The sequence below is a fragment of the Micrococcus sp. 140720015-1 genome (genome assembly GCF_053627595.1).
In genome coordinates this window covers 1-26793 of sequence record NZ_JBSEYC010000005.1, presented here as the reverse complement: position 1 = coordinate 26793, position 26793 = coordinate 1, and the positions used below count along the sequence as shown (strand labels likewise).

The following is a 26793-nucleotide window of genomic DNA, read 5'->3' as shown; positions in this document are numbered from 1 at the left end:
GGCTCAGGCCTCCAGATCGTCGGCGACGCGGCGCAGCACCTGCGCCATCTTCTGCGCCTGGGCGCGCTGGGGGTAGCGGCCGCGGCGCAGGCCGTTGGAGGTCTGGTCCAGCCACGTGATGAGGTCCTCCATGAGGACGGCCATCTCGGTGGCGCCGGGACGGTGGTTGCGGACCACCGAGGGTGCGGCGTCGAGCACGCGCAGCGAGAGCGCCTGCTTGCCGCGGCGGCCCTCGGCCACGCCGAACTCCACGCGGGTGCCTCCGCGCAGCTCGGTCACCCCGGCCGGCAGGGCCGAGGCGGGCACGTGGACCTCCTCGCCCTCGTCCGTCTGGGCGAACCCGAAGCCCTTGGTCGAGTCGTAGAACTTGATGCGCCCGGTGGGCATGTGCGTCACCTGCTCCTCGTCATGTGGGTCCACCGCGTCGGGCCGGCGCCGCAGGGGCGGCCGTGCTCTCGTCTCGGGTCGGCGGGGTCCGGCACCGGCGTGGCGGTGCGCCGCGGCATCGGTGGGACCAGCCTGGCCGTGCGCCCGGAGGGGACGGCGGAGGACGTGGTCGTCAATGACCTCCCAGGATAGCCCGACTAGAGTGGCGGGCATGCCTCGGACCTCCACCCTCCCCGCCTCCGCGCCCGCCGCCGACCCCGCCGACCACCGGGGCGGTCGTGGCCTCGTCCTGGTGCTGGGCGTGGCCGTGACGGCGGTGTCGGCCCTGGCCCTGGTGGCCCTGCTGGTCGCGTACTTCCTGGCGTGGCCGGCGTCCCCGGCGCTGTTCGCGCTCGCGCTGTTCGGCCTGCCCGTCGGCTTCGGCCTGATGCTGCTGCACGTGGTGCTGGGCGCCGTCCGGCGCTCGCGCCCCTGAGCCGCCGGGCCGCCGACGCCCCGCGACATCCAGCGCCCTTTCAGGGTGTTCCCAGGTCAGAGCGGTTGACTGGGCTCCATGCAGCCTCAGAACCCCGAAGCACGCCTCCTGGTGGTGGACGACGAGCCCAACATCCGCGAGCTGCTCTCCACATCCCTGCGCTACGCCGGCTTCGAGGTCACGGCCGCGGCCAACGGCCGGGAGGCCCTGGACGCCGCCGAGGAGTTCCAGCCGGACCTGGCCGTGCTGGACGTGATGCTCCCGGACATGGACGGCTTCACCGTGACCCGCCGCCTGCGCTCCGCCGGCCGTCACTTCCCCGTCGTGTTCCTCACCGCGCGGGACGGCACCGAGGACAAGATCACCGGCCTGACGGTCGGCGGCGACGACTACGTGACCAAGCCGTTCTCCCTCGACGAGGTGGTCGCCCGCATCCGCGCCGTGCTGCGCCGCACCGCCTCCCTCGACGACGACGCGGCGGTGCTGCGCGTGGACGACCTCGAGCTCGACGACGACGCGCACGAGGTCCGCCGCGGCGGCGAGGTCGTGGAGCTCTCCCCCACCGAGTTCAAGCTGCTGCGCTACCTCATGATGAACCCGAACCGGGTGCTCTCGAAGGCCCAGATCCTGGACCACGTGTGGGAGTACGACTTCAACGGGGACGCCTCGATCGTCGAGTCCTACATCTCCTACCTGCGCCGCAAGATCGACGTCGGCGGCCGCGAGAAGATGATCCATACCAAGCGCGGCGTCGGCTACATGCTCCGCACCGCGGACAAGCGCTGACGTGCGTGCGCGGCTCGACGCCGCGGCGGCCCACGTCCGCCATCCGCGCGCCTGGCTGAGGGGCACGTGGCAGGGGCAGTCCCTGCGCACCAAGCTGGTCGTGATGATCGCGGCGCTCATGCTGGCCCTGGTCGCCGTCACCGCCCTGGCGACCGCAGCGCTGTTCCGCCAGGAGGCGGTGCGCCAGCTGGACGAGGACATGGCCGCCAACCGGGACACCGTCTCGATGTACCTGGCCAACGTCGCCCAGACCGGCGAGTACTACATGCCGCAGCTGCCCATCCTGCGCTTCTACGGCGTCGTGTGGGACAACGAGGGCGCGCGGGTCGTCCAGACCCCGGTGATGCCGGATGCGGACGAGCCTGTCCTGCCGGACATCACCCCGGCCGAGGCCCTCGAGCGCGGCTCCGCCTCCTTCGAGGTTCCCGGCACACAGCCGGACTCGAACGGCTGGCGCGTGCAGCTGTACGGGCTCAGCAGCGGCGACGGCACCATGGCCGTGGCCCTGCCCCTGCAGAGCGTGACCTCCTCCGTCGAGCGCGTCACCTCGATCGTCGTGACCATCGGCCTGCTCGCGACGGCGGGCACCGTGATCGTGGCCAACCTGGCGGTCCAGCGCGCGTTCCGCACCCTGAACCGCGTGGAGCGCACCGCCGCCAAGATCGCCGCCGGCGACCTGAGCCAGCGCGTGGAGAGCGCGGCGCCCGACACCGAGGTGGGCCGGCTCTCCCGCTCCCTCAACGCGATGCTCGCGCACATCGAGTCCGCGTTCCGGGACAAGGAGATCTCCGAGGACAAGATGCGCCGCTTCGTGCAGGACGCCTCCCACGAGCTGCGCACCCCCCTGGTCACCATCCGCGGATTCTCCGAGCTGTACCGGCACGGCGGGCTGCGCGAGGAGGAGGACGTCGCCGCCGCCATGCAGCGCATCGAGTCCGAGGCCACCCGCATGACCCGCCTCGTGGAGGACCTGCTCACCCTGGCCCGCCTCGACGAGCAGCGTCCCCTCGAGCACGCCCCGGTGGACCTGCTCATCCTCGCGATGGACTCCATGATGGACGCGTCCGTGAACGCCCCGGACCGCAAGGTCACCCTCGTGGGCCCCGACGGCGACCGGGCGGCCCCGGCGCCCATCCTCGGCGACGAGAACCGGATGCGCCAGGTGGTGGTGAACCTCATGGCCAACGCCCTGCGCTACACCCCCGCCGGCACCCCCATCGAGATCGCGGTCGGCACCGTCGACCACCTCGGCGGCCAGGCCGGGGCGGACGGTGCGGGCCGCAGCTCCGTGATCGAGATCCGTGACCACGGGCCGGGCGTGTCCGAGGAGGACCGCGCCCGCATCTTCGAGCGGTTCTACCGTGCGGACACCTCCCGGCACCGCGAGACGGGCGGCACGGGGCTCGGCCTGGCCATCGTCGCGGCGATCGTGGCCCAGCACGGCGGCTCCGTCCGACTGCTGGAGACCGAGGGCGGCGGCGCCACCTTCTCCGTCCACCTGCCGTGGGCGCCGTTCGAGGACGAGGCGGACGAGGACGTCGAGGATGAGCGCCCGTCCGCGCAGAACCCCGACGACGACGCGGCCGGCCCACCCACCGGCCCCCTCGCCCTGACCGCACCGTCGGGAGCCGGCGCCAGCGCCGCGGACGCCGCCCGGAGCAGCCGCCTGCTGCGGGCGGCGGAGCGGTTCCGTCGCGCCTCGGCCGAGCGCCGCCGTCGGGCGTCTGCTCCTGCACAGGCGCCTCAGGCCGACGCCCCGTCCCCAGGCGAGGACGGCCCGGCGGCGGAGCGGGACGCCCGTCCCTAGCGTGGTGCCCGGCGGCACCCGCCGCCCATCAGCACTCATCAGAGGGGACAGTCACATGAGCATCGTGCAGATCGACGTCGAGGACCTGCGGGCCAAGAGCGGGGCGGTGGAGGGCTCCATCGGCCGCCTCCAGGCGGAGGTGAGCACCATGGAGGCCAACCTGCGCCAGCTGCAGGACACCTGGCGCGGCCAGGCGGCCGCGAACTTCCAGGGCGTGCTCACCGAGTGGCGCGCCACCCAGCAGCGTGTGGAGGAGTCCCTGGCGGGCATCCGCCGCGCGATGGACGCCGCCGCCACCCAGTACCAGGACGCGGAGACCGCCAACGCCGCGATGTTCCGGTTCTGAGCGCCCGGAACGGTCCGGGGTGCGGCCGGCCGGCCGCGCCCCGGTCCGTGCTTCCTAGAGTGGGGACATGACCGTCCTGATCGACCCGCCCGCGTGGCCCGCCCACGGCACCGTGTTCTCCCACCTCGTCTCCGACGCCTCCCTCGAGGAGCTCCACGCGTTCGCGCGGGCGGCGGGGCTCTCGGAGCGGGCCTTCGACCGGGACCACTACGACGTGCCCGCGCACCGACGTGCCGAGCTCGTGGCCCGCGGGGCGGTGCCCGTCACCGGACGGGAGCTGGTGCGCCGCCTCGCCGCCTCGGGGCTGCGCGTGCCCGCCCGGAGCCGCGCCGAGAAGCGGGACGTGGTCCTCGCCCGGCGGTGGGCGCGGCTGTTCGAGGGCACGGCGGCGAGCCCGGATGCGGTGACGACGGCGGGCCGCGACCTGCTGGCCCGCTGGGCGGAGCCGCATCGGCACTACCACGACCCAGCCCACCTGCTCGCGGTGCTCGAGTCCGTGGACCTGCTCGAGCGGGCGGGGGCGGAGACCGGGCCGGATCCGCGTGCGGTCCGACTGGCCGCGTGGTTCCACGACGCCGTCTACGCCGGGGACCCCACCGCGCCCGCCGGCCAGGACGAGGCGGACTCGGCCGCCCTGGCCCGGGACGTGCTCACCGCTCCGCGGCTGGCCGTGCCGGCCGACGTCGTCGACGAGGTGGCGCGCCTCGTGCTGCTCACCGCCGCCCACGACCCCGCCCCGCACGACGCGGCCGGGGCGGTGCTCTCGGACGCGGACCTCGAGGTCCTCGGCCGATCCCCCGAGGCCTACGCCCGCTACGTGGCCGCGGTGCGGCGGGACTACGCGCACGTGTCCGACGCGGACTGGGCCCGCGGTCGCGGCGCGGTGCTGGACGCGCTGCTGGGCGCCGAGCGGCTGTATCGGACCGCGCCTGGCCGAGCACGCTGGGAGGCCGCCGCCCGCCGCAACCTGGCGGCGGAACGGGCCGCGCTGTCGGCCTGAGCGGGGCGCCCCGGTGCTGGCCCGGAACGCGGCGAGGCCCGCCTCCCCGGGCGGGGAGGCGGGCCTCGCAGGCTGGGCGCCCGAACGGGCCGGGCCGGCTCAGCGGCTGATCACATCATGCCGCCCATGCCGCCCATCGGGTCCATGCCCTCGGCGCCGGCGGCGGCCTTCTCGGGCTTGTCCGCGACGACGGCCTCGGTGGTCAGGAACAGGCCCGCGATGGACGCGGCGTTCTGCAGGGCCGAGCGGGTCACCTTCACCGGGTCGTTGATGCCGGCGGCCAGCAGGTCCTCGTACTCGCCGGTGGCGGCGTTCAGGCCGTGGCCGTCGTCGAGGGTCGTGACCTTGTCGGCCACAACGCCGGGCTCCAGGCCGGCGTTGAGGGCGATCTGCTTCAGCGGGGCCTCGATGGCGACCTTGACGATGTTCGCGCCGGTGGCCTCGTCGCCCTCGAGCTGCAGGCCGCCGAATGCCTTGGCGCCGGCCTGGATCAGGGCCACGCCGCCGCCGGCGACGATGCCCTCCTCCACCGCGGCCTTGGCGTTGCGCACGGCGTCCTCGATGCGGTGCTTGCGCTCCTTGAGCTCCACCTCGGTGGCCGCGCCGGCCTTGATGACGGCCACGCCGCCGGCCAGCTTGGCGAGGCGCTCCTGCAGCTTCTCGCGGTCGTAGTCCGAGTCGGTGTTCTCGATCTCGGAGCGGATCTGGGCCACGCGGCCGGCGATCTGCTCGGCGTCGCCGGCGCCCTCCACGATGGTGGTCTCGTCCTTGGTGATGACCACCTTGCGGGCGGTGCCCAGCAGGTCGAGGGTCGCGTTCTCCAGGGACAGGCCCACCTCGGAGGAGATGACCTGGCCGCCGGTGAGGATGGCGATGTCGGCCAGCATGGCCTTGCGGCGGTCGCCGAAGCCCGGGGCCTTCACGGCCACGGACTTGAAGGTGCCGCGGATCTTGTTGACCACGAGGGTGGCCAGGGCCTCGCCCTCGACGTCCTCCGCGATGATCAGCAGCGGCTTGCCCGACTGCATGACCTTCTCGAGGATCGCCACCATGTCCTTCACGGAGGAGATCTTTGAGTTGACGATGAGGATGTAGGGATCCTCGAGGACGGCCTCCTGGCGGTCCGCGTCGGTCACGAAGTAGCCGGAGATGTAGCCCTTGTCGAAGCGCATGCCCTCGGTGAGCTCGAGCTCGAGGCCGAAGGTGTTGGACTCCTCGACGGTGATGACACCCTCCTTGCCGACCTTGTCCAGGGCCTCGGCGATGAGGGAGCCGATCTGCTTGTCCGCGGCGGAGATCGAGGCGGTGGCCGCGATCTGGTCCTTGGTCTCGATCTCGCGGGAGGCGGAGAGCAGCTCGGAGGTGACGGCCTCCACGGCCTTCTCGATGCCGCGCTTCAGGGACAGCGGGTCGGCGCCCGCGGCCACGTTGCGCAGGCCCTCGCGGACCAGCGCCTGGGCCAGCACGGTGGCGGTGGTGGTGCCGTCGCCGGCGACGTCGTCGGTCTTCTTGGCGACCTCCTTGACGAGCTCCGCGCCGATCTTCTCGTACGGGTCCTCGAGCTCGATCTCCTTGGCGATGGAGACGCCGTCGTTGGTGATGGTGGGGGCGCCCCACTTCTTCTCCAGCACCACGTTGCGGCCGCGGGGGCCGAGGGTCACCTTCACGGCGTCGGCCAGGGTGTTCAGGCCCTTCTCCAGGCCGCGGCGGGCCTCTTCGTCGAATGCGATGGTCTTGGCCATGTGCAGGTCCTTTCTGGACGTCGGCTTCCTACTGCTGGTGGCTGACCCGCGCCGATGCCCGCGACGGACGGCCCTGGGGGGCCTCACCGGTGGACAGGTCCTCCTCCACGGCGCCGGACCGACCGGGGTACGGCTGGCAGTCGCGCCTTCGGAGTGCTAACCCCATTATGAGCACTCGCACCGGGAGAGTGCAAAAGGTCCGCGGTGCGGGGCCCGCCCTTCCGCGGACGGCGGACGGCCCCCGGCAGCACGCCTCGGGAGGCGCCCCGCCGGGGGCCGGAAAGGGTGCGCGGCCGGAACGGCCGCACGACGGGCGGATCAGCCGGTGACGACCACCGCGACGCCGTTCACCTGCAGGTTCGGGGTCTGCATGACCGGGAAGCCGAGCTCCTTGCCGACCGCCTCGGCGGCGGCCTTGTTGGCCGAGCCGTTGTACAGGACGGTGGAGGACTGGATGCCGTAGCCGCTCCAGTTCTTCGCGTCCACCGAGGTGTAGCCGGCGCTCGTGAGCCGCTGCGCGTAGGAGGCGGCGAGGCCCTGGGTGCGGGTCGCGTTGTACACGGTGACGTGGGTGCCGCGCACGGCCGCGGACTGCGCCGCCGCACGAGAGCTCGACGCGGACGCGGACTGCGCGGCAGCACGAGAGCTCGACGCGGCCGCGGACTGCGAGCGCGAGGCCTCCGCCGCGGCGGCCGAACGGGACGCGGCGGCGCGCGAGGACTCCGCCGCCCGGGCGGCCGCCGCCGACCGGGACGCCGCGGCGGACTGCGCGGCGGCCTCGGAACGCGAGGCCTCCGCCGCCTGTGCCTCGGCGGCGGCACGGGACGACTCAGCGGCCTCCGCGGCAGCACGAGACGACTGGGCGGCCCGGGACGACTCGGCGGCCTCGGCGGCGGCCGCCTCCTGCGCCGCCCGCGAGGACTCGGCCGCGGCCGCGGAACGGGACGCCTCCGCCGCGTCCTCGGACGGGGTGGCGGACTCGGTCGCGGATGCAGTCGACGCCGACGCGGAGGTCGCCGAGGAGGACTCGGACGACGCCGACGTCGACGGCGACGTCGACGGCTCGGCCGCCGGGGCCGTCGTCGAGCTCTCGGCGGCGACGGGCTCGGAGCGGTCGCCGGTGAGCCACGGCAGGACGACGCCCACGAACAGGCCGGCGAGCAGGACGAGGCCGGCCACCCAGAGCAGCGGGCTCAGGCGCCGACCCCCGCCCGCGGCGGTCGCGCCGGCGGCGGCGAAGGACTCGCGGTGCGCGCCGCGCTGGTCCGTGTACTCGGGGACCTCGTCGAAGCGGTCGGGCTGGTAGGCCATGGGTCAGTTCTCCTGGCGGGAAGCGGGCGTGGACGGCGCCGGATCCGCGGGTCCCCTCCGGGCCCGGCTGCGGGTGCCGCGCTTGCGCAGCAGCCGCGTGACCAGCAGGGGTCGGTAGGCCAGGGCGGCCTCACGGTCCAGCAATCCGTTCAACACCTGATAATAGGCGGTCGGAGACAGCCCCAGACGCTCTCGGACGGCGTGGTCCTTGGCCCCGCCGTACCGCCAGGTGGCGGCCTCCAGGTCCAGGACCGCACGCTCCAGGTCCGTCAGCTCGTCCCGCCGCGCCCGCGCGTCGGCACCCTCGTCCGGGTCCGGATCGGGCGAGACGGGCGTGGTGTGGGACATGGCGGCCACTGTACCCACCCGGTCTACCCTCGGGGCATGGAGTTCATCGCGCCCCTGGATCCGGGCTGGGAGGCGGCCCTCGCCCCGCAGGCCGCCGCGTTCGAGCAGGTCGGCGAGCGGCTGCGGGCCCGCCGGGCGGCCGGAGAGCAGGTGCTGCCGGCGCCGGAGCACATCCTGCGGGCGTTCCGTCAGCCGTTCGCGGACGTCCGCGTCCTCGTGCTGGGCCAGGACCCCTACCCGACGCCGGGCCATCCGATCGGCCTGAGCTTCGCGGTGGACCGCCACGTACGGCCGCTGCCCCGCTCCCTGGCCAACATCCACCGGGAGCTGCACGACGACCTCGGCATCACCCCGCCCGCCCACGGCGACCTCTCCGCGTGGACGGACCAGGGCGTGCTGCTGCTGAACCGCGCCCTCAGCGTGCGGGCCGGCGCACCCGGCAGCCACCGCGGCCTCGGCTGGGAGCAGATCACGGAGGCCGCGGTGCGGGCCCTCTGCGCGCGCGGCACCCCGCTCGTGGGGCTGCTGTGGGGAGCCGACGCGCGGCGCATGGCGCCGCTGCTGACGGCGGCGGGGGCCGGCGTCGTGGAGTCCCCGCATCCCTCGCCCCTGAGCGCCCACCGCGGGTTCTTCGGCTCCCGGCCGTTCAGCCGGGTGAACCGGCTCCTCGAGGCGGCGGGCGCGGAGCCGGTGGACTGGCGCCTGCCCGACTGAGCCGGGCCGCCGGTCAGCCGCGCTGGTGCATCACGAGCTCGGTGGGCAGCAGCGTGCCCATCCGGTCGGTGATCGGCTTGGCCAGGGTGTTGCCGAAGGCGACGCCGGCCGCGATCGCCACGACGATGACCGCGGCGTTGAACAGTCCCTCGACGCCCAGCAGCGTGGCCCCGGTCTCCACGGTGAACCCGTAGACGGACCGGAACATGGTGAGTCCGGGGAGCAGGAACAGCATGGACGGCAGGACGATCACGAGCGCCGGGGCCGCGAGCCGCTGGGCCACCAGGCGGCCGAGGAACCCGACCGCCGCCGCGGCGACCGCGGGCACCAGCCGGTCGCTGACCCCGATCTGCTGCGCGGCCAGGTACGCGCCGAAGCCGGCCCCGGACACGAGACCGCAGGCCAGGATCTGCGGCCACCGCGACTGCTCCACCACCGCGTCCGCCATGCCCGCGGCCATCACGAGGCCCAGCAGCAGCAGCGGCGGATAGCTCAGCGTCCCCGCCTCGGCCAGGTCCAGCTGTTCGAAACCCACGAGATCCCCGATGCCCACGGCGATCATGATCCCGGCCATCACGCCGGCGAACACGAGCAGCGCGGAGAGGAAGCGGCCCGCAGCGGTCACCGGGAAGCCGTGGATGGCGTCCTGCACCGCGGTGACGAACCTCGCCGTGGGCAGCAGCATCATGATGCCGCCGGCGATCACCAGCGCCGGGTTCACCGGCAGGTCGAGGGCGTAGGCCACCAGCGCGATCACCGTGGCCGTGATCGCCCCGAACATGGTGGAGAAGATCTCCGGGAAGCGCGCCTTGTCGGCCTGGACCTTGAGCCAGAAGACCAGCCAGGTGGAGACCATGCCCAGGGCCGCGCCCGTCCACGTCCCGCCAATGAACGGCACGAAGCAGGCCACGAACACGCCGGAGAAGAGGACCTCGAAGACGGCGGGGAACGGCTTGGGCTGATGCCGGATCTCCACGAGCCGGCGCTGGGCCTCGGCCCGGTCCACCTCGCCCGCGGCGATCTCCTCGACGAGCCGGTGGACGGCCACGAGCCCCTCGAAGTTCACCGAGGACGAGCGGACCACCCGCTGGAGGGTGAACGGGGCCTCGCCGCGTGAGGAGTCGGGCGCGTAGTTCAGGGAGATGGCCTGGTTGGTCAGGTCCACCTCGGTCTCGAGGATCCCGTAGGCCTGCGTGGCCACGATGATCGAGGTCTCCACATCCAGCGAGGCCGCGCCGAAGCTGAACATCGTCTCGCCCAGCTTGAGGGCGAAGTCCAGGGTGGTGCGGGCCTCGAGGGCCTGCGCCTCCGCGCGGCGCTGCTGCAGCGTGGAACGCATGTGGCGCCCGTACGGCGAGGAGTGCAGCCGATCGGCCAGCACGAGCGCCTGCGTCGGCAGGTTCTCGACGAAGACCTCGCGGGAGCGTCGGCCGCGCCGACGCCCGCGCTTCTCGGGCGGGCCCACGGGGACCACCGGGTCCGGGACGGTGATGTCCGGCTCGGGGATCACATCGGGGGCGGGCAGGGCGCCGTCGGCCTCCGCGGGGGCCAGGACGGAGGTGGGCACCTGCTCGGACAGCGGCGGCTCGGTCAGGGGCGCGTCCGCGGCCGGCTCCGGTAGCGTCTCCGCCTCCGGCTCGGCCGATTCCTCCGGCTCCGGCTCCGGGACCGGATCGGCGGCGGCGGGGCGGACCACAGGCGGCAGCGGCTCGGTCGGCTCGACGGCGACCGCGGCCGGGTGGGCCGACTCCGCCGGGTCGAGGTCGAGCGGGCCGGGGCCCTCCGGGTCGAGCGCGGGGTCGCCGACAGCGGCGGCGTCCTCGGCGCCGGCCGGGCGCAGCACGGGGATGAGCGTGGGGACGGCCGGGGGCTCCGCGATGCGGGGGTCGAACCGCGCCGGCTCCTGGGTGCCCTCCTGCTCCATGCGGCTCACCCTCTCCTTCCGTGTGCGGGCGCTGGACGCGCCACGGCGGTGGGCCGAGCCCCGCCGACGCGTCCATCCAACCACGCCGGCACCTCCCCCGCCGGGGCCGTCGGCACCGCGGCCCGGGGATGCGAAAGGGCCCTCCCGGAGGAGGGCCCTGCTGCGGTGGATCTTACTGGACTCGAACCAGCGACCTCTCGCGTGTGAAGCGAACGCTCTAACCAACTGAGCTAAAGATCCGGACGTCGCCCCATGGGGGTGACAACTCGAAGAACGATACCTCAGGCGGCGCCGCCTGTCCACCCGGACGACGGCCGCCCCGCGCACGGCGGAGCGGCCGTCGAGAGCCGACGAGCACGTCAGGCGTCGGTCAGCGTGGCGCCGGGCTCGAAGCCGCCCTGGGCGACCAACGAGGTCCCGGCGCCCGGAGCCGGCTCCGGTCAGGAGCTGCCGCCGAGGGAGGAGACCGCCCTGGTGGCGTCCGCCAGACCGGCGCCGCAGCCCGCGGAGCAGGTCACGGGCATGGACCGGGCCGTGGACTTGAGGGTGGACTCGACCTGGGCCGGGGTGAGGCTCGGTCGCTCGGCCAGCAGCAGGGCGGCCAGGCCCGCGACGTGGGGGGTGGCCATCGAGGTGCCGTTGTAGGCGGCGTGGCCGGCCGTCGTCGGGGTGGTGGCGCCGTTGTTCACGGTCGAGATGATGTTCGCGCCCGGGGCGGTCACGTCCACGGCGGAGCCGAAGTTCGAGAACGAGGCGCGGGCTCCCTGCGAGGTGGAGGCGGCCACCACGATGGTGTTCCGGCAGTTGGCCGGGCGCACGTTGGCGGCGGGCTGGTTCTCGTTGCCCGCCGCCACGACGACGGGCACGCCGCGGGAGACGGCCGCGTTGATCGCGTTCTGGTAGGTGGTGCCGCATACGCCGGAGCCGCCGAGGGACATGTTGATGACGTCCGCCGGGTTCGGGTTGGCCGGCACGCCCGCCACGGTGCCGCCGGCGGCCCAGACGACCGCGTCGGCGATGTCGGACAGCGAACCGCCGCACTTGCCGAGCACGCGGATGGGCTGGATCTTCGCGTTCGGGGCCACGCCGACGACGCCCTGGGAGTCGGCCACGGCCGCGACGGTGCCCGCCACGTGGGTGCCGTGCCACGAGGAGTCGGAGGCACCGGTGGTGCCGCACTCGCCGGCGGCGTACCAGTCGCCCTCGTCGCGCGGGTTGGAGTCGCGGCCTCCGCCGTCACGTGCCGCCGCGCTGTTGGAGATGAAGTCGTAGCCGGGCACGACGTTGCGGTCGAGGTCCGGGTGGGAGGTGATGCCGGTGTCGATGACGGCCACGGTCGCGCCGGAGCCCGTCGTGCGGTCCCACGCACCGGGGACCCGCATGCCGTGGGTGCCGGTGAAGCCCCACTGCTGCGAGTAGAGGGCGTCCACGGGGCTCAGGCCGGTGGCGGTGAGGATGGCGTCCGGCTCCACGGCCTCGACCGCCCCGGAGGCCTTCAGGTCGGCCATGAACTTCGCGGACTCGGCCTGGTCCAGCTTGCGGTCCGCCTTGATCACGCGGGAGCCGAGCGCGGTCTCACGCAGCTCCTTCACGGAGACGCCGGCCTCCTTCGCGGCCTTGCCCCAGGCGTTGGCTCGGCCCTTCGCGTGGGCGTTGGCGGCGGTCTCCTTGTAGGTGACGATGAAGGAGTCGTAGCCGTCGGCGTTCGGGTCCTCGACCTGCGCCGCCGCCAGGGGCGAGGCGGCGGTCGGGCTGGCTGCCGGCGCGGCGGGGGCGCCGCCGGAGGGGGCCGCGAGCGCGGGGGATGAGGTCAGGGTGCCGCCGGCGAGGACGGCGCCGGCCACGAGGGCGCCGATGCGGCGGCGGGTGCTGCGGGGTGTGGAGGACTGCACGGGATCTCCTCGGAGTTCTGAGCCACCGGATGCGGGCGCCCGAGGGGCTCGGGCCGGGGTGGCTGAGATCACGGTAAGGTCACGATTCCGTCACGGCGAGGCCGAGGGTCGAAGTCTGGCGCATGGTCGAGGCACGTCTGGCGGATCCGCCAACCGGGCCTGGCGGATGGTCGCGGACGCGCACAGCGGCGCCCCAGCTTCGGTCCGCGCCGGACGCGACGACGGCGCCGCGCCCTCCCGGCGGAGGTGCGCGGCGCCGTCGGGCCCGCGGTCGGGTGGAGCCCCCTGCCGGATTCGAACCGGCGACCTGCTGTTTACAAGGCAGCTGCTCTGGCCAGCTGAGCTAAGGAGGCCTGCGGCCGGCGCCCGGGGCGCCGCGGCCGGCCCTTCCAGCGTACAAGGCCCGGGCGGAGGACGCGGGGCGCCCCCGCAGGGGGACGCCCCGCGGACCTCGGCGACGGGTCAGCCGGGTCAGCCGGCGATCTTGGCGCCCGCCCAGTCGGTGAAGGTCTTGTCCTCGCCGTCGAGGGCCCAGTTCTTCCCGTCCACGAACACGGTGGGGGTGCCGGCCACGCCGGCGACGCGCGCCTGGCGGGTGGTGTGCTCGACCGCGGAGCGGAACGTGCCGTCCTCGACGCAGGAGGCGATGTCCGCGCCGTGCTCCTGCGCGAGCTGCGTGATCGCCGCGTTGTCCAGGCCCTTGCCCTGGTGCTCGTCGTAGGTGGCGAACAGGGCGGCCACGAAGCCGTTGTAGGCCTCGGGCTTCTGGTCCGCCACGCAGTACGCGGCGTTGGCGGCGCGGGCCGAGTAGTTCTGGTTGTTCGGGGCGCTCAGGTAGTCCACCATCCGGTACTCGACCGTGACCTCGCCCTGCTCGAGCCACTGCTCGATCTGGTCCGCGTTGGAGGACTCGAAGTCCGCGCAGTGCACGCAGTTGAAGTCCGCGTAGAGCACGATCCGCGTCGGCTCGCCGTCCGCCCGGGCCTCGGTGTCCGGCAGGGTCTCGGGCTGGGAGCTCGCGGACTGCTTCGGCACCTCGATCTTCGAGGGGTCGACCTCGCGTTCTCCCGCGCCCTCCGCCAGGCCCGTGGCCGAGGTCAGCTCGACGCCGCCCTGCTCGTCCGTCACGGCGGGGATGGGGCCGGCGGCCGCGGCGTCGTCGCCGTTGCGGTTGAGCACGAACGCGACGACGAGGCCGATCACGAGCACCACCGCGAGGACCGAGCCCCAGATGATGCCGGTGCGGCGGCGGCGGTCCTTCCTGCGCTGCTCCTCCTGGATCTGGCGTGCACGCGCACGGGCGTCCGTCGCCGAGGTGTGCGAGCCTGACGTGTTCCGGGCCAAGGGTCCTCCTCGTGGGGCAGTCGGTCCGGGTCGAGCACCGGAGCCGGCGGGCGGCGGGCGCGCCGCGCCAGGCGAGCATAGCGGCCCTGTCTGGAAGGATCGTGACCATGGACACCGTCGAGACCCCCTCCCCCGTCGATCGACTGACCATCACGGGGGCCCCCTCGGGGGACGCCTCCGAGGACCCGGCGACGTCCCTGCTCGCCCTGCCCTGGGCGCTCCCCCTCGAGACGTGGCCGCGTGAGGTGCTGGCGGCTCTGCCGCGCGGCATCTCCCGTCACGTGGTGCGCTTCGCCCGCATGGGCGGGGGCATCGTGGCGGTGAAGGAGACCACGGAGGAGCTCGCGTTCCACGAGTACCGGCTGCTGCGCCGGCTCGAGCGGGGCCCGGCGCCGTCGGTGGTGCCGGTGGCCGTGGTCACCGGGCGCACCCACGACGACGGCACGCCGCTGCCCGCCGCCCTCGTCACCCGGCACCTGCGCTTCTCCCTGCCGTACCGCGCCGTGTTCTCGGAGCGCCTCGAGCGCCGCACCCTCGTGCGGCTCATGGACGCGCTGGCGACCCTGCTCGTCGAGCTGCACCTCGAGGGGTTCTTCTGGGGTGACGTCTCCCTGTCCAACGTCCTGTTCCGGCGCGACGCGGGCGGGTTCGCCGCCCACCTGGTGGACGCCGAGACCGGCGAGCTCCGGCAGCGGCTGTCCACCGGCCAGCGCGAGCACGACCTGGACGTGGCCGCCGTGAACGTGGGCGGCGAGCTGCTGGACCTGCAGGCCAGCGGGCTGTTGGACCCGGAGGTGGACCCCGTCACCACGCCGGACCTGCTCGTGGCCTCCTACCGCCGGCTGTGGGACGAGCTGACCGGGCCCCTGCTGTTCCCCCGTGCCGAGCCGTGGCGCCTGGACCGCCGCGTCCGCCGTCTGCAGGAGCTCGGCTTCGAGCTGGCCGAGTACTCGCTGCGCGCCGCCGACGCCCCCGGGATGATGATCGCCCGGCCCGTCGAGGTCCACGCGGGCTACCACCGCCGTCGGCTGACCCGCCTCACGGGACTCGAGGTCCAGGAGAACCAGGCCCGGCGGCTGCTCGTCGACATCGAGGCCGCCCGCCGGGAGTGGGACCCGTACATGGACATCGAGGGCGCGGCGCACCGCTGGGTGGTGGAGGTGTTCGACCCCGTGGTCCACTCGGTGCCCCTCGAGCTGCGGGCCAAGCTCGAGCCCGCCGAGGTGATGCACCAGCTCCTCGAGCACCGCTGGTACCTCTCCGAGGCCCGCGGCCAGGCCGTGCCCCTGCAGGAGGTGGTGGACTCCTACGTGGACACGGTGCTGCGGGCCCGCCGCGACGAGGACGCGGTGGCGCTGCACCCCACGACCACCATGCTGCGCGCCGTCCCGCCCGCGGACGCGGACTGACGCCGGCCGCGGCTCAGCGGCGCAGGAGCAGGAAGCCGGGAGCCGGGACCGCCGCCGGCACCGCGCCGGGGCCGAGGGGGCCATCGTCGCCGTGGCCGGTGAGCAGCTCGGCCCGCGCCAGGTCCGCGGGCACGGGCAGCGGGTCCGCGCCGAGGGCGACGAGCAGGATGACGTCGGCGTCCGCGCCGGCGCGGGTGAGGCGCACGTGGCGCCGGGCCGCGTCCACCTCGGCCCGGACGCGGTCGCGGCGGGGGTCGGTGAGCTGGGGCAGCGTGCGGCGCAGGCCGATCAGGGTGCGGTAGGCGGCGAGCACGCGCGCTCCCCGACCGTGGCCGTCCGCGCCGCCCGCGGCCTCCGCCCAGTCCAGCACGGCCGCGTCCCGCGTGGCGGGGTCCTGCGGGTCGGGGACGTCGGCCGGGTCCCAGCCGTGGGCGGCGAACTCGCGGCGACGTCCCTGCCGGACGGCGTCCCCGAGCTCGGGCTCGCGGAACGAGGTGAAGAACGGCCACGGCGTCGAGGCCGCGAACTCCTCCCCCATGAAGAGCATCGGCACGTGCGGGCCGGTCAGCAGCAGGGCGGCCTCGGCCGCGAGCGCGCCCTCGGACAGGGCGGCCGCGGTGCGGTCGCCACCGGCGCGGTTGCCCACCTGGTCATGGTTCTGGATGCTGGCCACCCACGCGTGGTTGGGGACGGCGTCCGGCACGGGGCGGCCGTGGTCGCGGCCGCGGAACGTGGAGCGGGTGCCGTCGTGGAAGTAGGTGCGCTCCATGACCTTGGCCACCGCCTCCAGCGGGGCGAAGTCCCCGTAGTAGCCGTGGGTCTCCCCCGTCGCGGCCACGTGCAGGGCGTGGTGGACGTCGTCGTTCCAGGCCGCGGCGAGGCCGAGCCCGCCGGCGTGGCGGGGCAACACCAGACGCGGGTCGTTGAGGTCGGACTCGGCCAGGAGGGGCACGGGTCGGCCGGCGCGGGCCGCGATCCCGTCCGCGAGCGCGGCCATCTCCTCGAGCAGGTGCACGGCGCGGGCGTCCCGCAGGGCGTGCACCGCGTCGAGGCGCAGCCCGTCCACGCGCATCTCCTCGAGCCAGAAGCGGACGTTGTCCAGGACGAACCGGCGCACCTCGTCCGAGTCGGCGCCGTCCAGGTTCAGGCCGTCGCCCCAGCCGGTGCCGCCCTCACCCAGATACGGCCCGAACACCTGCAGGTAGTTGCCGGAGGGGCCCAGGTGGTTGTGCACGACGTCCTGGACCACGCCGAGGCCGGCGGCGTGGGCGGCGGCCACGAAGCGGCGGTAGGCGGCGGGGCCGCCGTAGGACTCGTCGACGGCGAACCACGCCACCCCGTCGTAGCCCCAGTTCCGCGGCCCGGAGAAGGAGTTCACGGGCAGCAGCTCGACGTGGGTGACCCCGAGGTCCGTCAGGTGCGGCAGGCGGGCGATGGCGGCATCGAGGGTCCCCTCGGCCGTGAAGGTCCCCACGTGCAGCTCGTAGAGGACGGCGCCGCGCAGGCCGCCGCCCTGGGGCGCGGCCGGATCGGACTCCACCCCGGGCGGCCCGGCCCAGCCCTCGTCCGGCCACGCGAAGACGCGGCCGGCGACGTCGCGGCGGGAGGGCCCGTGGACCGTGTCGGGCTGGCGGCGGGAGCGGGGGTCCGGCACGGGGTCCGCCCCGTCCACGCGGTAGCCGTAGCCGGGGTCGGCCGGCGGCTGGGCGGCGTCGAGGCCGAGGGCGGCCAGCGGGTCCTCCGTGGGCGTCCACCAGCCTCCGGCGGCGGGGTCCATGGCCACGACGGCGGCGACGGGCCAGCGGTCCTCGGCGTCGTGCAGGGCGCCGGGCTCGGTGTCGACGAGGACGAGATCGACGCTCTCGGCGTGCGGCGCCCACACGGCGTAGGGGACGGCGCGCGCGGCGTCGACGGCGACTCGATCGGCCGCGGCGGGGTCCACGGGGTCGGAGCCGATCGGGTGCAGGCCAGGGGCGGGGGCGTCGGCCGGGCGGGGGTCGGTCACGGGGCGGTCCTCTCTCGGCGGTCGGACGGGGCGCGCGCCGGGACGAGCAGCGCGACGGGCAGGGTGCTGAGCAGTTCGTCGAGGCGCACGGCGCCGCGCGCGTCGGGGTGGACGGGGTGGCCGGTGACGGCGTCCTCCCACCGCCCCGCCGGCACGGTCACGACGGTCTCGCCCCAGCCGCCCGCGGCCGCCAGGCGGACGGGCCAGCGGGTGGCCACGGCGAGCGCCCCGCCCCGGTCGAACGCGATCGCGTGCTCGGCGGCGGGGCCGGAGACGTCGAGCGGGCGGTGCCCGGTGAACAGCTCGGGCCGGTCGCGGCGGGCGCGCAGCACGCCGGCCACGACGGCCAGCTTGGCGGCGGCGGGGTCGTCGAGGCCGGGCGTGTGGCCGGCGTCGAGGCGGTCCAGCAGGTCGGCCCGGGCCGCGAAGTCCACGGGGCGGCGGTTGTCCGGGTCCACGAGGGTGGGGAAGGGCACCTCCGTGCCCTGGTAGACGTCGGGGACGCCGGGGGCGGCGAGCTGGACGAGCTTGTGGCCGAGCTGGACCACCAGGCCGGGCTCGGCGATGCGGTCCGCGACGGCCTGCAACACGCCCCGCGCAGGCCCCTCGGGGGAGGTGACGGCGGCGGCGAGCGCGGCGAGCCGGGCCTCGAACTCGGGGTCCTGGTCCGTCCAGGTGGTGGCCAGGGCCGCCTCGCGGGAGGCCTTCTGCAGGAAGCCGAGGATCCGCTCCTCCTCCGGCGCGGTGCCGTCCGTGGGCCAGACGCCCACGATGGACTCCCAGAGCAGCCGCTCCGCGTCGGGGTGGCCGAGCGGGTGGAGGCGCCTTAGCTCCGCGAGCTCGGCGGCCCAGCGGTCGGGCTCCTCGGCGAGCACGGCGACGCGGGCGCGCACGTCCTCGCCGCGCTTGGTGTCGTGGGTGCTCAGGGTGGTCATGGCCGTCGGCCAGGCGGCCTGGCGCGCCTGCTGGGCGGCGTGGAAGTCGGCCAGGGACAGGGCGACGTGGGAGGGGTCTCCGCCGACCTCGTTCAGATTGGCCCACCGGGTGTACCGGTAGAAGGACCGGTCCTCGACGCCCTTGGCCATCACCATGCCGGAGGTCTGCTGGAACCGGCGGGCCACGGGCGAGTCCGGGTCGGTCAGCTCGGGCCGCAGGTCGCCGAGCACGTCGGCGAGGCCCGGCTCCGCCTCGGCCGCGTCCGCCAGCGCGCCCTCGAGCACGGCCAGGCCCACGGGCAGGTAGGTGCGGTACACGGGCAGGCGGGCGAGCACGGCGGCGAACGCGGCGGCCACGTCCTCGTCCGGGTGGGCACCGAGGGCGTGCACGGCGCGGACCTCCCGGACCAGCCGGGCGGTCTCGGCCGCGAGGGAGCCGGTGGCCACGTCGTGCTTGGCCCGCACCACGGCCTCGTCCCACTCCCGACGACGGCGCGCGTCCTCCGCCGCATCGCCCGCGGCCTCGGGGTGCATGAAGACACGTTCGACCTCGCCGAGCGCGTCGTAGCCGGTGGTCCCGTCCACGGGCCAGTCCGCGGGCAGCGCCTCACCGGGCTCGAGGATCTTCTCCACCACGAGGTAGCCCTCCGGCAGGACGTGGGAGCGCAGGCGCCGCGCGTAGCCGGCCGGGTCCGCCAGGCCGTCCGGGTGGTCAACGCGCAGCCCGTCCACGAGCCCTTCGCGGACCCAGCGGGCGGGTTCGGCATGGACGGCGTCGAAGACCTCGGGCTCGTCCACCCGGACGCCCGCGAGCGTGGTGACGGTGAAGAAGCGGCGGTAGTTCAGCTCGGCGTCGCCGCGGCGCCAGCCGACCAGCCGGTAGTGCTGGCGGTCGTGCACGGCGCGGGCCAGGCGGGCCTGCTCCGCGGTCGGCTCCTTCGCCGGGTCCGCCGCCGCGAAGACCTCCGCGGCGCGCAGCCCGGTCTCCGCCTCGGCCGCCTCGAGCGATCCGGGGGCGAGGGGGTAGACGTTGTCCCAGTAGCGAAGACGGCCACCCTCGGCGTCGACGACGAGACGGTCCAGCTCCGCGTCCGCGTCCCCGTCAGGGCCGTCCCCCAGCACGGGGATGAGCAGGGACCCGTCGCCGGCCGCCCAGTCCACGTCGAACCACGCCGCATGCGCCGCCTCGGGACCGTGGGTGAGCACGTCCCACCACGCCGGATTGGCCTGGGGCGTGGCCACGCCCACGTGGTTCGGCACGATGTCCACGAGCACACCCATGCCCGCCTCGTGGGCGGCGCGCGCGACCGTGTCCAGTCCCTCGGCCCCGCCGCGGGCGGCGTCCAGCCGGGTGGGGTCCACGACGTCGTATCCGTGGTCGGAGCCGGGCTCGGCCTCGAGCAGCGGCGAGAGGTAGAGCCAGTCCACGCCCAGGCGCCGCAGATAGGGCACGAGCCCGGCCACGGACTCCAGCGGCAGATCCGGGCTGACCTGGAGCCGGTAGGTGGACGCGGGGGCGGAACGGACGGTCGAGGTGCTCACGCGGCGACGCTAACAGAGGCCCCCGACGCGACATCAGGCCCGACGGACGACGGCGGGCGCGGTCACGGGGCCGGACGCAGCGGCAGGTCCTCGTACTTCTCCGGCGGGTTGTGGAAGATGTCCTCGCCGACGAAGGGCTCGCCCGAGGGGTCGACCAGGACCATCTCGTCCCGCAGGACGGTTCCGTCCGGCTGGGTGAGGTCGATGATGAACCCCGTGCCGGACTGGCGGATGCGCTCGATCGAGGTGTAGCCGTACTTGGCCGTCAGGTTCTGACGCAGCGTGTCCAGCCCCGCCAGGTGCGTCCACACACCCACGCCGGCCAGTACGGCCGCGGCCGCAAGCACCACGGCCCCCACCCGGCGCTGCAGCCGGGTGTTGTCCAGGACGTCCACCTCGGTGTTGCGTCCGTGCTCGTCAGCGTGCCGGCGGTGCCGGCGCTCACGCCAGATCCCGGCGGCCAGCAGGATGCCGCCGACGATGAGCGCGAGGGCGGCCGCCCAGTAGGCGAGCCAGGGGGTGAAGAGGTTGACGGGCTCGGAGGTCATGCCCCCAGTGTGACATCCCTCACGCCCACGGGTCGCTCAGGGCAGCGGCCGGCCCCGCGCCGCGGTCCACAGGCGGTGCCACTGCGCGGAGTCCATCGCCTCGGCCGCGGCGGCCGCCTCGGCGCATGCGGCGACGCGTTCCGGGTCCTGGGTGCCGATCACGGGCCGCACGCCCCACGGCAGGCGCAGCAGCCAGGCGAGCACCACGGCCTCCCGGCTGGCGCCCAGCTCCGCTGCGACCTCGCCGACGACGCCGGCCGCGCCGTCGTCGCCGGAGCTGAACCGGCCCTGGCCCAGCGGCCCCCAGGCCTGCAGCTCGATCCCCTCGGCGGCGCACACCGGGCCGAGGCGCCCGGCGTCGGCGTCCGCGGGGGCGTCCGGGTGGTTGGCGAGCACGACCGCCTCCAGGAGGGTGCGGTGGTGCAGGCCGAGCTCGACCTGGACGCACGCCAGCCCGGTCCCGTCCGCCGCCTGGCTCTCGAGCTCGCGCTGGAACTCGAGGACGCGGCCCACGCCGAGGTTGGAGACGCCCAGCTTGCCGACCAGGCCCGCCTCCCGCGCGTCGAGGAAGGCGCGCACGGTGTCGGCCACGGGCGTGAGGACGTCGGGCCGGTGGATGATCAGGGTGTCCACGCGCTGCTCGTCGAGGCGGGCCAGCGAGCCCTCCAGCGAGGCGCGCACGTGCTCGGGCGAGGAGTCGTAGCGGGTCAGGCGCCGTCCGGCCGGGTCCGTCTCGTGCAGGACGATCCCGCACTTGGTCTGCACCTTCAGGGCGGAGCGCTCCTCGTAGGGCAGCTCGTGCAGCAGCCGGCCGACGGTCTCCTCGGAGCGGCCGGCCCCGTAGATGTCCGCGGTGTCCAGCAGGTCGACGCCGGCCTCGATCCCGGCGCGCAGGGCGCGGCGGGCGCGCTCCACGGCCGCCTCGGCCTGGGCTTCGCCCGCGGGCCCCTCCGGCCCCGCCCCCGGATCGGCGTCCGGGGGCGGCGGGGGAACGGAGCCCCAGGCCATGGTCCCGAGGACGATCGGGGTGGCCGGGGTCGGGTCGGGGTCGAGCGGCGGATGCGTGGGGGCTGTGCTCATGGCCTCACCGTCTCATGTCCGCCCGCCCCGGGTCCGGACCCGCCGCCCTGTGATGGGATGGGCCCATGAAGCTCGCCACGTTCCGCCAGCCCGACTCCGACGCCGCCTACCCCGGCGCCACGTTCGCCGCGGTCATCACCTCCGTGCACCCCGAGGACCCCGAGGTCGCCGTGCGCGCCGTCGCCCTGCCGGACTGTCGCGACGTCGGCGAGTACCTCACCGCCACGCCGGAGGAGCAGCGGGAGATGGTGGAGGGCGCCCTCCGCGCGGCGCAGGCCGACCGGTCCCTCCTGCTGGACACCTCCGGCCTCGTCTACGACACGCTCGTCCCCTTCCCCACCAAGGTGTTCTGCGTGGGCCTGAACTACACGAACCACATCGACGAGACGGGCCTGGAGCGCCCTGAGCATCCGACCCTGTTCGCGAAGTTCCCGCAGTCCCTCACGGGTGCCCTGGACCCGATCGAGGTCCCCGAGGAGGACCACCGGGTCGACTACGAGGGCGAGCTGTGCATCGTGGTCGGGGAGCCGGGCCGACGCCTCGCCGTCGAGGACGCCCCGGAGCACATCGCGGGCTACGCGGTGGCCAACGACATCTCCATGCGCGGCTTCCAGGGCCGCACCTCCGAGTGGCTGCAGGGCAAGGTGTGGGAGGCCTCGACGCCCGTGGGTCCGTGGCTGGTCACCCCGGACGAGTTCCCGGCGGATGCGCGCGTCCTCACGCACGTCAACGGCGAGCTGCGTCAGGAGGACAGGGTCGCCGACGTCGTCTTCTCCCCCGCCGAGCTGGTCTCCTACGCCTCGCAGCTGATCACCCTGAACCCGGGCGACCTGATCCTGACCGGCACGCCCGCGGGGGTCGCCCTGGCCCGCCGGGACGCCGAGGGCCGCCGCCCGTGGCTGCGTCCCGACGACGTCGTCGAGGTGGAGATCACCGGGCTGGGACGCCAGCGCAATGAGCTCGTCTGAGGCGGCGGCGCCGGCGGACGCCCTGCCCCGCGTCGTCGGCATCCTCGGTGCGGGGCGGGCGGGCACCGCGCTGGCACGGGCGATCGCGCGCATCCCCCGCCTCTCCCCGGGCACGGCCGCCCCGCGGGTGATGGTCGCGGGCACGCGGCGCCCCGCGGCGGTCCAGCGCCACCTGACGATCTACGCGCCCGAGGCCGTCGCCGTGTCGGCCGAGGACCTGGCGGCGGAGGCGGAGCTCGTCGTCGTGGCCGTGCCGCGCGAGGCGCTCGACGACGTCGACCCGCTCGCCCTCGCCGGGCCGGCCACACGCGCCGTGGTGGACCTGACCAACACGTGGCAGGGCGAGCCCGTCCCGGCGTGGCTCGACGACGACGGCGCGCCCGGCTCCGTCCGGATCGCCGCGCGCTGGGCCGCCGCGGGGCTGCGCGTGCCCGTCGTGCGCGCGTTCTCGGAGATCTCGCATCACGACCTCGAGGACGCCGGGCGGGCCACAGCCCCGCGCCGCGCCCTCGCGGTGGGCACCGAGCCGGCCGACGCGACGGCCGACCCGGCCGCGGTCGCGGCCGCGCGCGACACGGTGGTCGCCCTCGTCACCGCGATGGGCTTCGACGCGGTCCCCTACACGGGCCTCGACCGGGCCGGCGTCCTCGAGCCGGGGGCGGCGGGGTTCGGCACCGCGCACGACGCCGGCCGGCTCGCCGCGCTGCTCGCCGACGCGCCCGCCGGCTGAGGCGCGCCACCGGCCGCGGTGCCTACGCTGGGCGGGACCGCCGACCCTCCCAGGAGGCCCCCGTGACCCGTCCGACGCACCGCATCGCCCGCCGCACTCTCACCGCGGTCGCCCTGTCCGCCGCCGCCCTCACCGGGCCGGCGGCGTCCGCCACCGTCGTCGCCCTGCCGGTCACGGCGGGGGTGACGGGCGCCGTCGTCGCCGCCGCGCCGCAGGCCCACGCCGTGGCCTGGGAGCAGGTGGAGCTCGTGGATGACGCGGGCGTGATCGACCCCGCCCAGCTGCGCCGAGACCTGGCGGGGATCGAGTTCCGGGAGCCGACCCGCGTCGCCGTGGTCACCGAGCGCGGCCCGGACCTGTCCGCGCTGGACGACGACCGCGCGTCTCAGGCGTTCAACGGGCGGGTGCTCGAGCGGGCTCGCGCCGAGCACCCGGACTGGCTCAGCGCGGACGGCCAGAAATGGGCCGACGGCCTCGTGATCGTGGCCCTCGACCCGGACAACCGGTTGATCGGGGTGTACGTGGGCGAGGACCGGATGCTCAGCACGGACCAGCTGCGGGAGGTGCGCGAGGCCGGACACGAGGCGGCCCGTGCAGCCCGATGGACGGACACGGTCGTGGATGTGACAGACGCCGCCGCCGAGCTGATCGGGCGCCCCTGGTGGCAGGCTCCCGCGCTGTGGTTCGGCGCGGGGATCGTCGGCGTGGCGGGCGGCGGCGCCGCGGCCGCGGCACTCGCCAGCCGACGGCGTCGCCGCCGTCGGACGGCCGACCTGCTGGCCGAGGCCCGCACCCACCTGACCTCCGTCACCCTGGAGATGGACGCCACCGAGGTGAACGCGTCCACGGTGCCCGAGGACTCGCCCCACGCGGCCGCGCTGATGGAGCGCTTCCGCAACTTCCGGCACCAGGCGCTCGATGCGTCAGCGGAGCTGGACCGCCTCGAGGCCCTGCCGGAGCGCAGCCTGCATCGCACGGAGCACGCCCGGGCCGCGGAGGACGTCCGGGACCGCGCCCGTGAGCTCGACCGCCTCGACGACGCCGTGGCCGCGGCGAACACCTTCCTCAACCGCCACCCGGGGTGGCCGGCGGCGTGGGACCAGCAGACCGCCCCGCTGCGGGCCGACCTGGACGCCGTCGGCACGCTGGCCTCCTCCGTCGGCTCCGCCGGACCCGTCCGGTCCGCCGTCGCCGCGCTGGAGTCCTTCCGCACCGAGGCCCAGGACCGACTCGAGGCGCTGGGCGCGGACCTGCAGGAGGAGCGCCTGACCCCGGCCGCGGCGCTGGGCGAGCTGGACGCGCTGCGGCGTCGCCTGACCGGGCTCGTCTCCGCCCTCGCCGACGCCGAGGTGGCGGCGTTCGGCAAGGACGAGGCCGAGCGTGAGCTGCTGCGCGACGAGCTGCGCTCGCACCGTGGCCCGGCCCGGTCCGCGCGCGGCTCAATCCTGGACTCCGCGCTGCCGGCGGATGCCTACTGGACGGTGGTGGCCTTCAACACGGGCCACCAGGCCGGCGAGCGGTCCGTCCAGGACCACCGCCAGGCGCAGTCCAGCTCCTCCGGGACCGGCTACGGATCCTCGGGCGGCTCGTTCTCCGGGGCGGGCTCGTCCGGCCGATTCTGAGCCGGCCGGGGCCGGATCTGAGCCGGAAGCTCGTCCGGGCCGGGCACCCGGTCCCTGGCCCACCGCCCCGTTCTGCGAGACATTGAAGGACCATGACCGCCGCTGACACCCCCGCACCCCGTCAGGACCCCCTCGCGTTCTTCCTCGACAAGGCCGTGCCCGAGGCGTGGAACGCGGTCGGGCCGCTGGCCTCGGCCGCGCGCGCCGCCGCCGAGCAGGCCGGGCTGGACCGGCAGCTCGTGGAGCTCGTGAACCTCCGGGTCTCCCAGCTCAACGGCTGCGTGTTCTGCCTGGACCGGCACACCCGCCAGGGCGCCGACGCCGGTCTGAGCGTGCAGCGCCTGGGGCTGCTGCCGGCATGGCGTGAGGCCGGGGCCGTGTACTCGGAGCAGGAGCGCGCCGCGCTCGAGCTCGCCGAGGCGGTCACGGACCTCCCCGAGCAGGAGCAGCTGAACTACGTGCAGGCCTCCACGGCCGCCGTGCTCACGGACGCCCAGTACGCGGCCGTGCAGTGGGCCGCGATCGTGATGAACCTGACGAACCGCATCTCGATCCTGTCCCATCACCCCGTGCGGCGCCGGGACGGCTGACCCCTTCCCCGTCGCCGACCCGGCGGCGGGGTCCACCCAGGAACGAGAGGACCGACCATGACCGAGCAGACCCCCAGCCTGGAGCACCCGCAGGTCCGCAAGAACGCGGAGAGGTACGAGATCGTCGTCGACGACGCGGGCACGGTGGCCGGCTTCACGGTGGCGATCGACTACGACACCGCCGACGGCCCGGCCCAGCGAATCTTTCCGCACACCAAGGTCGACCACCAGTACGAGGGCCGGGGCCTGGCCTCGACCCTCGTGCGCGAGGCGCTGAAGGACACCGTGGCCGCGGGCCGCCGGATCGTCCCCGTGTGCCCGTACGTGAAGGATTGGGTGGACGAACACGACGACGTGGCCGGCGAAGTGGACCCGGCGCGCCCCGAGCACCTCCAGTTCCTGGAGTCCCGCCAGGACTGACGCCCGCACCCGGTGAGCACCCGGAGACGAGAAGAGCCCCCGCCGATCCGGCGGGGGCTCTTTCTGGTCGGGGTGACAGGATTTGAACCTGCGGCCTCGTCGTCCCGAACGACGCGCGCTACCAAGCTGCGCCACACCCCGTTGGAGGTCTCAGACCTGAATCCAACAGAGAGCGACTATACCAGCCACACCGGGTGCCGCCAAACCGAGATGCGGGGCAGAATCGCACACGTGAGACCTCTGCGCACCCGACGAATCCGAGAGAGGCCGGCATGAGCTGGTGGCCGTTCCTGCGTACCTCCGCGAGCCCCTCCCCCGACGACGACGGCGCCCCGGCCGCTGCCGAGCTCGAGGAGGCCGTGGTCGACCTGCGACGGCTGTTGCGCGCGGAGCGGCACCGACTGCGCCCGGACAGCTGGGCCCTCGCGTGGGAGATGGTCGAGCACGCCGCCGAGTACGGGCCGGCCTGGACCCGCCTGCAGCGCACACGGCCCGTGGAGACCCAGGAGCTCGTCCTCGCCCTCACCGGGCGCTTGGAGCCGCTGCTGCGGGACTTCCTCGCTCTCCCCGACTCGGAGAAGCCCGCCCATGCCGACGCCGTGCACGCGCGCCTTCTCCAGCAGAGCACGGATCACGACCGGGTGCGCCGCCGACTCACCCGCGCGCTCACGGCACGACTGCGGGCCGGCGAGGAGCTCTGAGCGCCGCGGGGAATGCACCCGGGAACGCAGAAAGCCCCGTGCAGATCGCACGGGGCCGCCCGGTGAATCCTCCCAGAAATGCGGAAGGGCCTCGCACCCAACGGTGCGAGGCCCTCCCTCAAAGAATGTCCGGCGGCGACCTACTCTCCCACAACCTCCCGGCTGCA

General features: G+C 74.8%; 24 protein-coding genes and 3 tRNA genes. 13 read left to right on the top strand and 14 right to left on the bottom strand.

Annotated features, from left to right (window positions below):
* Positions 1–3: 3 nt before the first annotated feature.
* Positions 4–387 (bottom strand): cold-shock protein, encoded by a 384-nt coding sequence (locus ACUXPL_RS09280; RefSeq protein WP_020628350.1) that lies wholly within the window; start codon positions 385–387, stop codon positions 4–6.
* A gap of 211 nt (positions 388–598) precedes the next feature.
* Between ACUXPL_RS09280 and ACUXPL_RS09275 the strand changes: the two genes are divergently transcribed.
* From ACUXPL_RS09275 to ACUXPL_RS09255, 5 genes are all read left to right on the top strand, one after another.
* Positions 599–862 (top strand): hypothetical protein, encoded by a 264-nt coding sequence (locus ACUXPL_RS09275; RefSeq protein ID WP_036382536.1) that lies wholly within the window; start codon positions 599–601, stop codon positions 860–862.
* Positions 863–940: 78 nt separating this feature from the next.
* Positions 941–1648: a response regulator transcription factor gene (locus ACUXPL_RS09270; RefSeq protein ID WP_113913968.1), complete on the top strand. Its 708-nt coding sequence runs from the start codon at positions 941–943 to the stop codon at positions 1646–1648.
* Between the two features lies 1 nt (position 1649).
* The gene (locus tag ACUXPL_RS09265) at positions 1650–3455 is read left to right on the top strand and encodes an ATP-binding protein (RefSeq protein ID WP_454183402.1); all 1806 of its coding nucleotides are present in this window, start codon (positions 1650–1652) and stop codon (positions 3453–3455) included.
* A 55-nt stretch (positions 3456–3510) separates the two neighbouring features.
* The gene (locus ACUXPL_RS09260; RefSeq protein WP_010079419.1) at positions 3511–3801 is read left to right on the top strand and encodes a WXG100 family type VII secretion target; all 291 of its coding nucleotides are present in this window, start codon (positions 3511–3513) and stop codon (positions 3799–3801) included.
* 67 nt (positions 3802–3868) lie between these two features.
* Positions 3869–4801: a DUF4031 domain-containing protein gene (locus ACUXPL_RS09255; RefSeq protein ID WP_454183400.1), complete on the top strand. Its 933-nt coding sequence runs from the start codon at positions 3869–3871 to the stop codon at positions 4799–4801.
* Between the two features lie 110 nt (positions 4802–4911).
* Here ACUXPL_RS09255 and groL read toward each other — a convergent pair whose 3' ends face one another.
* The 3 genes from groL to ACUXPL_RS09240 form a co-directional block, all read right to left on the bottom strand.
* Positions 4912–6543 (bottom strand): chaperonin GroEL, encoded by a 1632-nt coding sequence (gene groL, locus ACUXPL_RS09250; RefSeq protein ID WP_180536897.1) that lies wholly within the window; start codon positions 6541–6543, stop codon positions 4912–4914.
* A 318-nt stretch (positions 6544–6861) separates the two neighbouring features.
* On the bottom strand, positions 6862–7854 hold the full coding sequence (locus ACUXPL_RS09245; RefSeq protein WP_454183398.1) for a LytR C-terminal domain-containing protein: 993 nt from the start codon (positions 7852–7854) through the stop codon (positions 6862–6864).
* Between the two features lie 3 nt (positions 7855–7857).
* Positions 7858–8202: a DUF3263 domain-containing protein gene (locus ACUXPL_RS09240; protein WP_454183396.1), complete on the bottom strand. Its 345-nt coding sequence runs from the start codon at positions 8200–8202 to the stop codon at positions 7858–7860.
* 36 nt (positions 8203–8238) lie between these two features.
* Here ACUXPL_RS09240 and ACUXPL_RS09235 point away from each other — a divergent pair, with 36 nt between their 5' ends.
* A complete protein-coding gene (locus ACUXPL_RS09235; protein ID WP_073116088.1) occupies positions 8239–8916 on the top strand; it encodes a uracil-DNA glycosylase in 678 nt (225 codons plus the stop codon).
* Between the two features lie 13 nt (positions 8917–8929).
* On the opposite strand, the gene ACUXPL_RS09230 is transcribed toward ACUXPL_RS09235, so the two are convergent.
* The 5 genes from ACUXPL_RS09230 to ACUXPL_RS09210 form a co-directional block, all read right to left on the bottom strand.
* The gene (locus ACUXPL_RS09230; protein WP_454183731.1) at positions 8930–10840 is read right to left on the bottom strand and encodes a threonine/serine exporter family protein; all 1911 of its coding nucleotides are present in this window, start codon (positions 10838–10840) and stop codon (positions 8930–8932) included.
* Positions 10841–11006: 166 nt separating this feature from the next.
* Positions 11007–11080 (bottom strand) — tRNA-Val (locus tag ACUXPL_RS09225).
* A 200-nt stretch (positions 11081–11280) separates the two neighbouring features.
* Positions 11281–12732: a S8 family peptidase gene (locus ACUXPL_RS09220; protein ID WP_454183394.1), complete on the bottom strand. Its 1452-nt coding sequence runs from the start codon at positions 12730–12732 to the stop codon at positions 11281–11283.
* A 276-nt stretch (positions 12733–13008) separates the two neighbouring features.
* A tRNA-Thr gene (locus ACUXPL_RS09215) sits at positions 13009–13085 on the bottom strand.
* Positions 13086–13203: 118 nt separating this feature from the next.
* On the bottom strand, positions 13204–14076 hold the full coding sequence (locus ACUXPL_RS09210) for a DsbA family protein (protein WP_454183392.1): 873 nt from the start codon (positions 14074–14076) through the stop codon (positions 13204–13206).
* Between the two features lie 107 nt (positions 14077–14183).
* On the opposite strand from ACUXPL_RS09210, the gene ACUXPL_RS09205 reads away from it, so the two are divergent.
* Positions 14184–15485 carry a DUF4032 domain-containing protein gene (locus ACUXPL_RS09205; RefSeq protein ID WP_180536893.1) on the top strand — a complete coding sequence of 434 codons (1302 nt, stop codon included), beginning with the start codon at positions 14184–14186 and terminating at the stop codon, positions 15483–15485.
* Between the two features lie 13 nt (positions 15486–15498).
* Here ACUXPL_RS09205 and treZ read toward each other — a convergent pair whose 3' ends face one another.
* From treZ to ACUXPL_RS09185, 4 genes are all read right to left on the bottom strand, one after another.
* A complete protein-coding gene (treZ, locus tag ACUXPL_RS09200) occupies positions 15499–17490 on the bottom strand; it encodes a malto-oligosyltrehalose trehalohydrolase (protein WP_454183390.1) in 1992 nt (663 codons plus the stop codon).
* A complete protein-coding gene (treY, locus tag ACUXPL_RS09195; RefSeq protein WP_454183388.1) occupies positions 17487–19967 on the bottom strand; it encodes a malto-oligosyltrehalose synthase in 2481 nt (826 codons plus the stop codon). Before treY ends, treZ begins: the two co-directional genes overlap by 4 nt.
* A gap of 62 nt (positions 19968–20029) precedes the next feature.
* Positions 20030–20515, bottom strand: a complete 486-nt coding sequence (locus tag ACUXPL_RS09190; RefSeq protein ID WP_454183386.1) for a hypothetical protein — start codon at positions 20513–20515, stop codon at positions 20030–20032.
* Between the two features lie 36 nt (positions 20516–20551).
* Positions 20552–21595 carry an aldo/keto reductase gene (locus ACUXPL_RS09185; protein WP_454183384.1) on the bottom strand — a complete coding sequence of 348 codons (1044 nt, stop codon included), beginning with the start codon at positions 21593–21595 and terminating at the stop codon, positions 20552–20554.
* A 65-nt stretch (positions 21596–21660) separates the two neighbouring features.
* Between ACUXPL_RS09185 and ACUXPL_RS09180 the strand changes: the two genes are divergently transcribed.
* The 5 genes from ACUXPL_RS09180 (at position 21661) to ACUXPL_RS09160 (ending at position 25925) form a co-directional block, all read left to right on the top strand.
* Positions 21661–22563 (top strand): fumarylacetoacetate hydrolase family protein, encoded by a 903-nt coding sequence (locus tag ACUXPL_RS09180; protein ID WP_454183382.1) that lies wholly within the window; start codon positions 21661–21663, stop codon positions 22561–22563.
* Entirely contained in the window at positions 22550–23293 is a 744-nt protein-coding gene (locus tag ACUXPL_RS09175; RefSeq protein ID WP_454183381.1) for an NADPH-dependent F420 reductase, read from the top strand. Before ACUXPL_RS09180 ends, ACUXPL_RS09175 begins: the two co-directional genes overlap by 14 nt.
* A 62-nt stretch (positions 23294–23355) precedes the next feature.
* Positions 23356–24915 (top strand): DUF5129 domain-containing protein, encoded by a 1560-nt coding sequence (locus ACUXPL_RS09170; protein WP_454183379.1) that lies wholly within the window; start codon positions 23356–23358, stop codon positions 24913–24915.
* A gap of 92 nt (positions 24916–25007) precedes the next feature.
* Complete coding sequence (locus tag ACUXPL_RS09165; protein ID WP_180536885.1) at positions 25008–25505, top strand: carboxymuconolactone decarboxylase family protein; 498 nt, start codon at positions 25008–25010, stop codon at positions 25503–25505.
* Between the two features lie 57 nt (positions 25506–25562).
* Positions 25563–25925: a GNAT family N-acetyltransferase gene (locus ACUXPL_RS09160; RefSeq protein ID WP_257747146.1), complete on the top strand. Its 363-nt coding sequence runs from the start codon at positions 25563–25565 to the stop codon at positions 25923–25925.
* A gap of 64 nt (positions 25926–25989) precedes the next feature.
* Here ACUXPL_RS09160 and ACUXPL_RS09155 read toward each other — a convergent pair.
* Positions 25990–26066 (bottom strand) — tRNA-Pro (locus ACUXPL_RS09155).
* Between the two features lie 131 nt (positions 26067–26197).
* Here ACUXPL_RS09155 and ACUXPL_RS09150 point away from each other — a divergent pair.
* Positions 26198–26626 carry a hypothetical protein gene (locus tag ACUXPL_RS09150; RefSeq protein ID WP_454183376.1) on the top strand — a complete coding sequence of 143 codons (429 nt, stop codon included), beginning with the start codon at positions 26198–26200 and terminating at the stop codon, positions 26624–26626.
* Positions 26627–26793: the final 167 nt, after the last annotated feature.

Excerpts from the sequence above, each read along its gene's own strand:
- ACUXPL_RS09280 (WP_020628350.1), bottom strand. The coding sequence starts at position 387 with ATGCCCACCGGGCGCATCAAGTTCTACGACTCGACCAAGGGCTTCGGG.
- ACUXPL_RS09275 (WP_036382536.1), top strand. The coding sequence starts at position 599 with ATGCCTCGGACCTCCACCCTCCCCGCCTCCGCGCCCGCCGCCGACCCC.
- ACUXPL_RS09270 (WP_113913968.1), top strand. The coding sequence starts at position 941 with ATGCAGCCTCAGAACCCCGAAGCACGCCTCCTGGTGGTGGACGACGAG.
- ACUXPL_RS09260 (WP_010079419.1), top strand. The coding sequence starts at position 3,511 with ATGAGCATCGTGCAGATCGACGTCGAGGACCTGCGGGCCAAGAGCGGG.
- ACUXPL_RS09255 (WP_454183400.1), top strand. The coding sequence starts at position 3,869 with ATGACCGTCCTGATCGACCCGCCCGCGTGGCCCGCCCACGGCACCGTG.
- groL (WP_180536897.1), bottom strand. The coding sequence starts at position 6,543 with ATGGCCAAGACCATCGCATTCGACGAAGAGGCCCGCCGCGGCCTGGAG.
- ACUXPL_RS09245 (WP_454183398.1), bottom strand. The coding sequence starts at position 7,854 with ATGGCCTACCAGCCCGACCGCTTCGACGAGGTCCCCGAGTACACGGAC.
- ACUXPL_RS09240 (WP_454183396.1), bottom strand. The coding sequence starts at position 8,202 with ATGTCCCACACCACGCCCGTCTCGCCCGATCCGGACCCGGACGAGGGT.
- ACUXPL_RS09235 (WP_073116088.1), top strand. The coding sequence starts at position 8,239 with ATGGAGTTCATCGCGCCCCTGGATCCGGGCTGGGAGGCGGCCCTCGCC.
- ACUXPL_RS09230 (WP_454183731.1), bottom strand. The coding sequence starts at position 10,840 with ATGGAGCAGGAGGGCACCCAGGAGCCGGCGCGGTTCGACCCCCGCATC.
- ACUXPL_RS09205 (WP_180536893.1), top strand. The coding sequence starts at position 14,184 with ATGGACACCGTCGAGACCCCCTCCCCCGTCGATCGACTGACCATCACG.
- ACUXPL_RS09190 (WP_454183386.1), bottom strand. The coding sequence starts at position 20,515 with ATGACCTCCGAGCCCGTCAACCTCTTCACCCCCTGGCTCGCCTACTGG.
- ACUXPL_RS09185 (WP_454183384.1), bottom strand. The coding sequence starts at position 21,595 with ATGAGCACAGCCCCCACGCATCCGCCGCTCGACCCCGACCCGACCCCG.
- ACUXPL_RS09180 (WP_454183382.1), top strand. The coding sequence starts at position 21,661 with ATGAAGCTCGCCACGTTCCGCCAGCCCGACTCCGACGCCGCCTACCCC.
- ACUXPL_RS09175 (WP_454183381.1), top strand. The coding sequence starts at position 22,550 with ATGAGCTCGTCTGAGGCGGCGGCGCCGGCGGACGCCCTGCCCCGCGTC.
- ACUXPL_RS09165 (WP_180536885.1), top strand. The coding sequence starts at position 25,008 with ATGACCGCCGCTGACACCCCCGCACCCCGTCAGGACCCCCTCGCGTTC.
- ACUXPL_RS09160 (WP_257747146.1), top strand. The coding sequence starts at position 25,563 with ATGACCGAGCAGACCCCCAGCCTGGAGCACCCGCAGGTCCGCAAGAAC.
- ACUXPL_RS09150 (WP_454183376.1), top strand. The coding sequence starts at position 26,198 with ATGAGCTGGTGGCCGTTCCTGCGTACCTCCGCGAGCCCCTCCCCCGAC.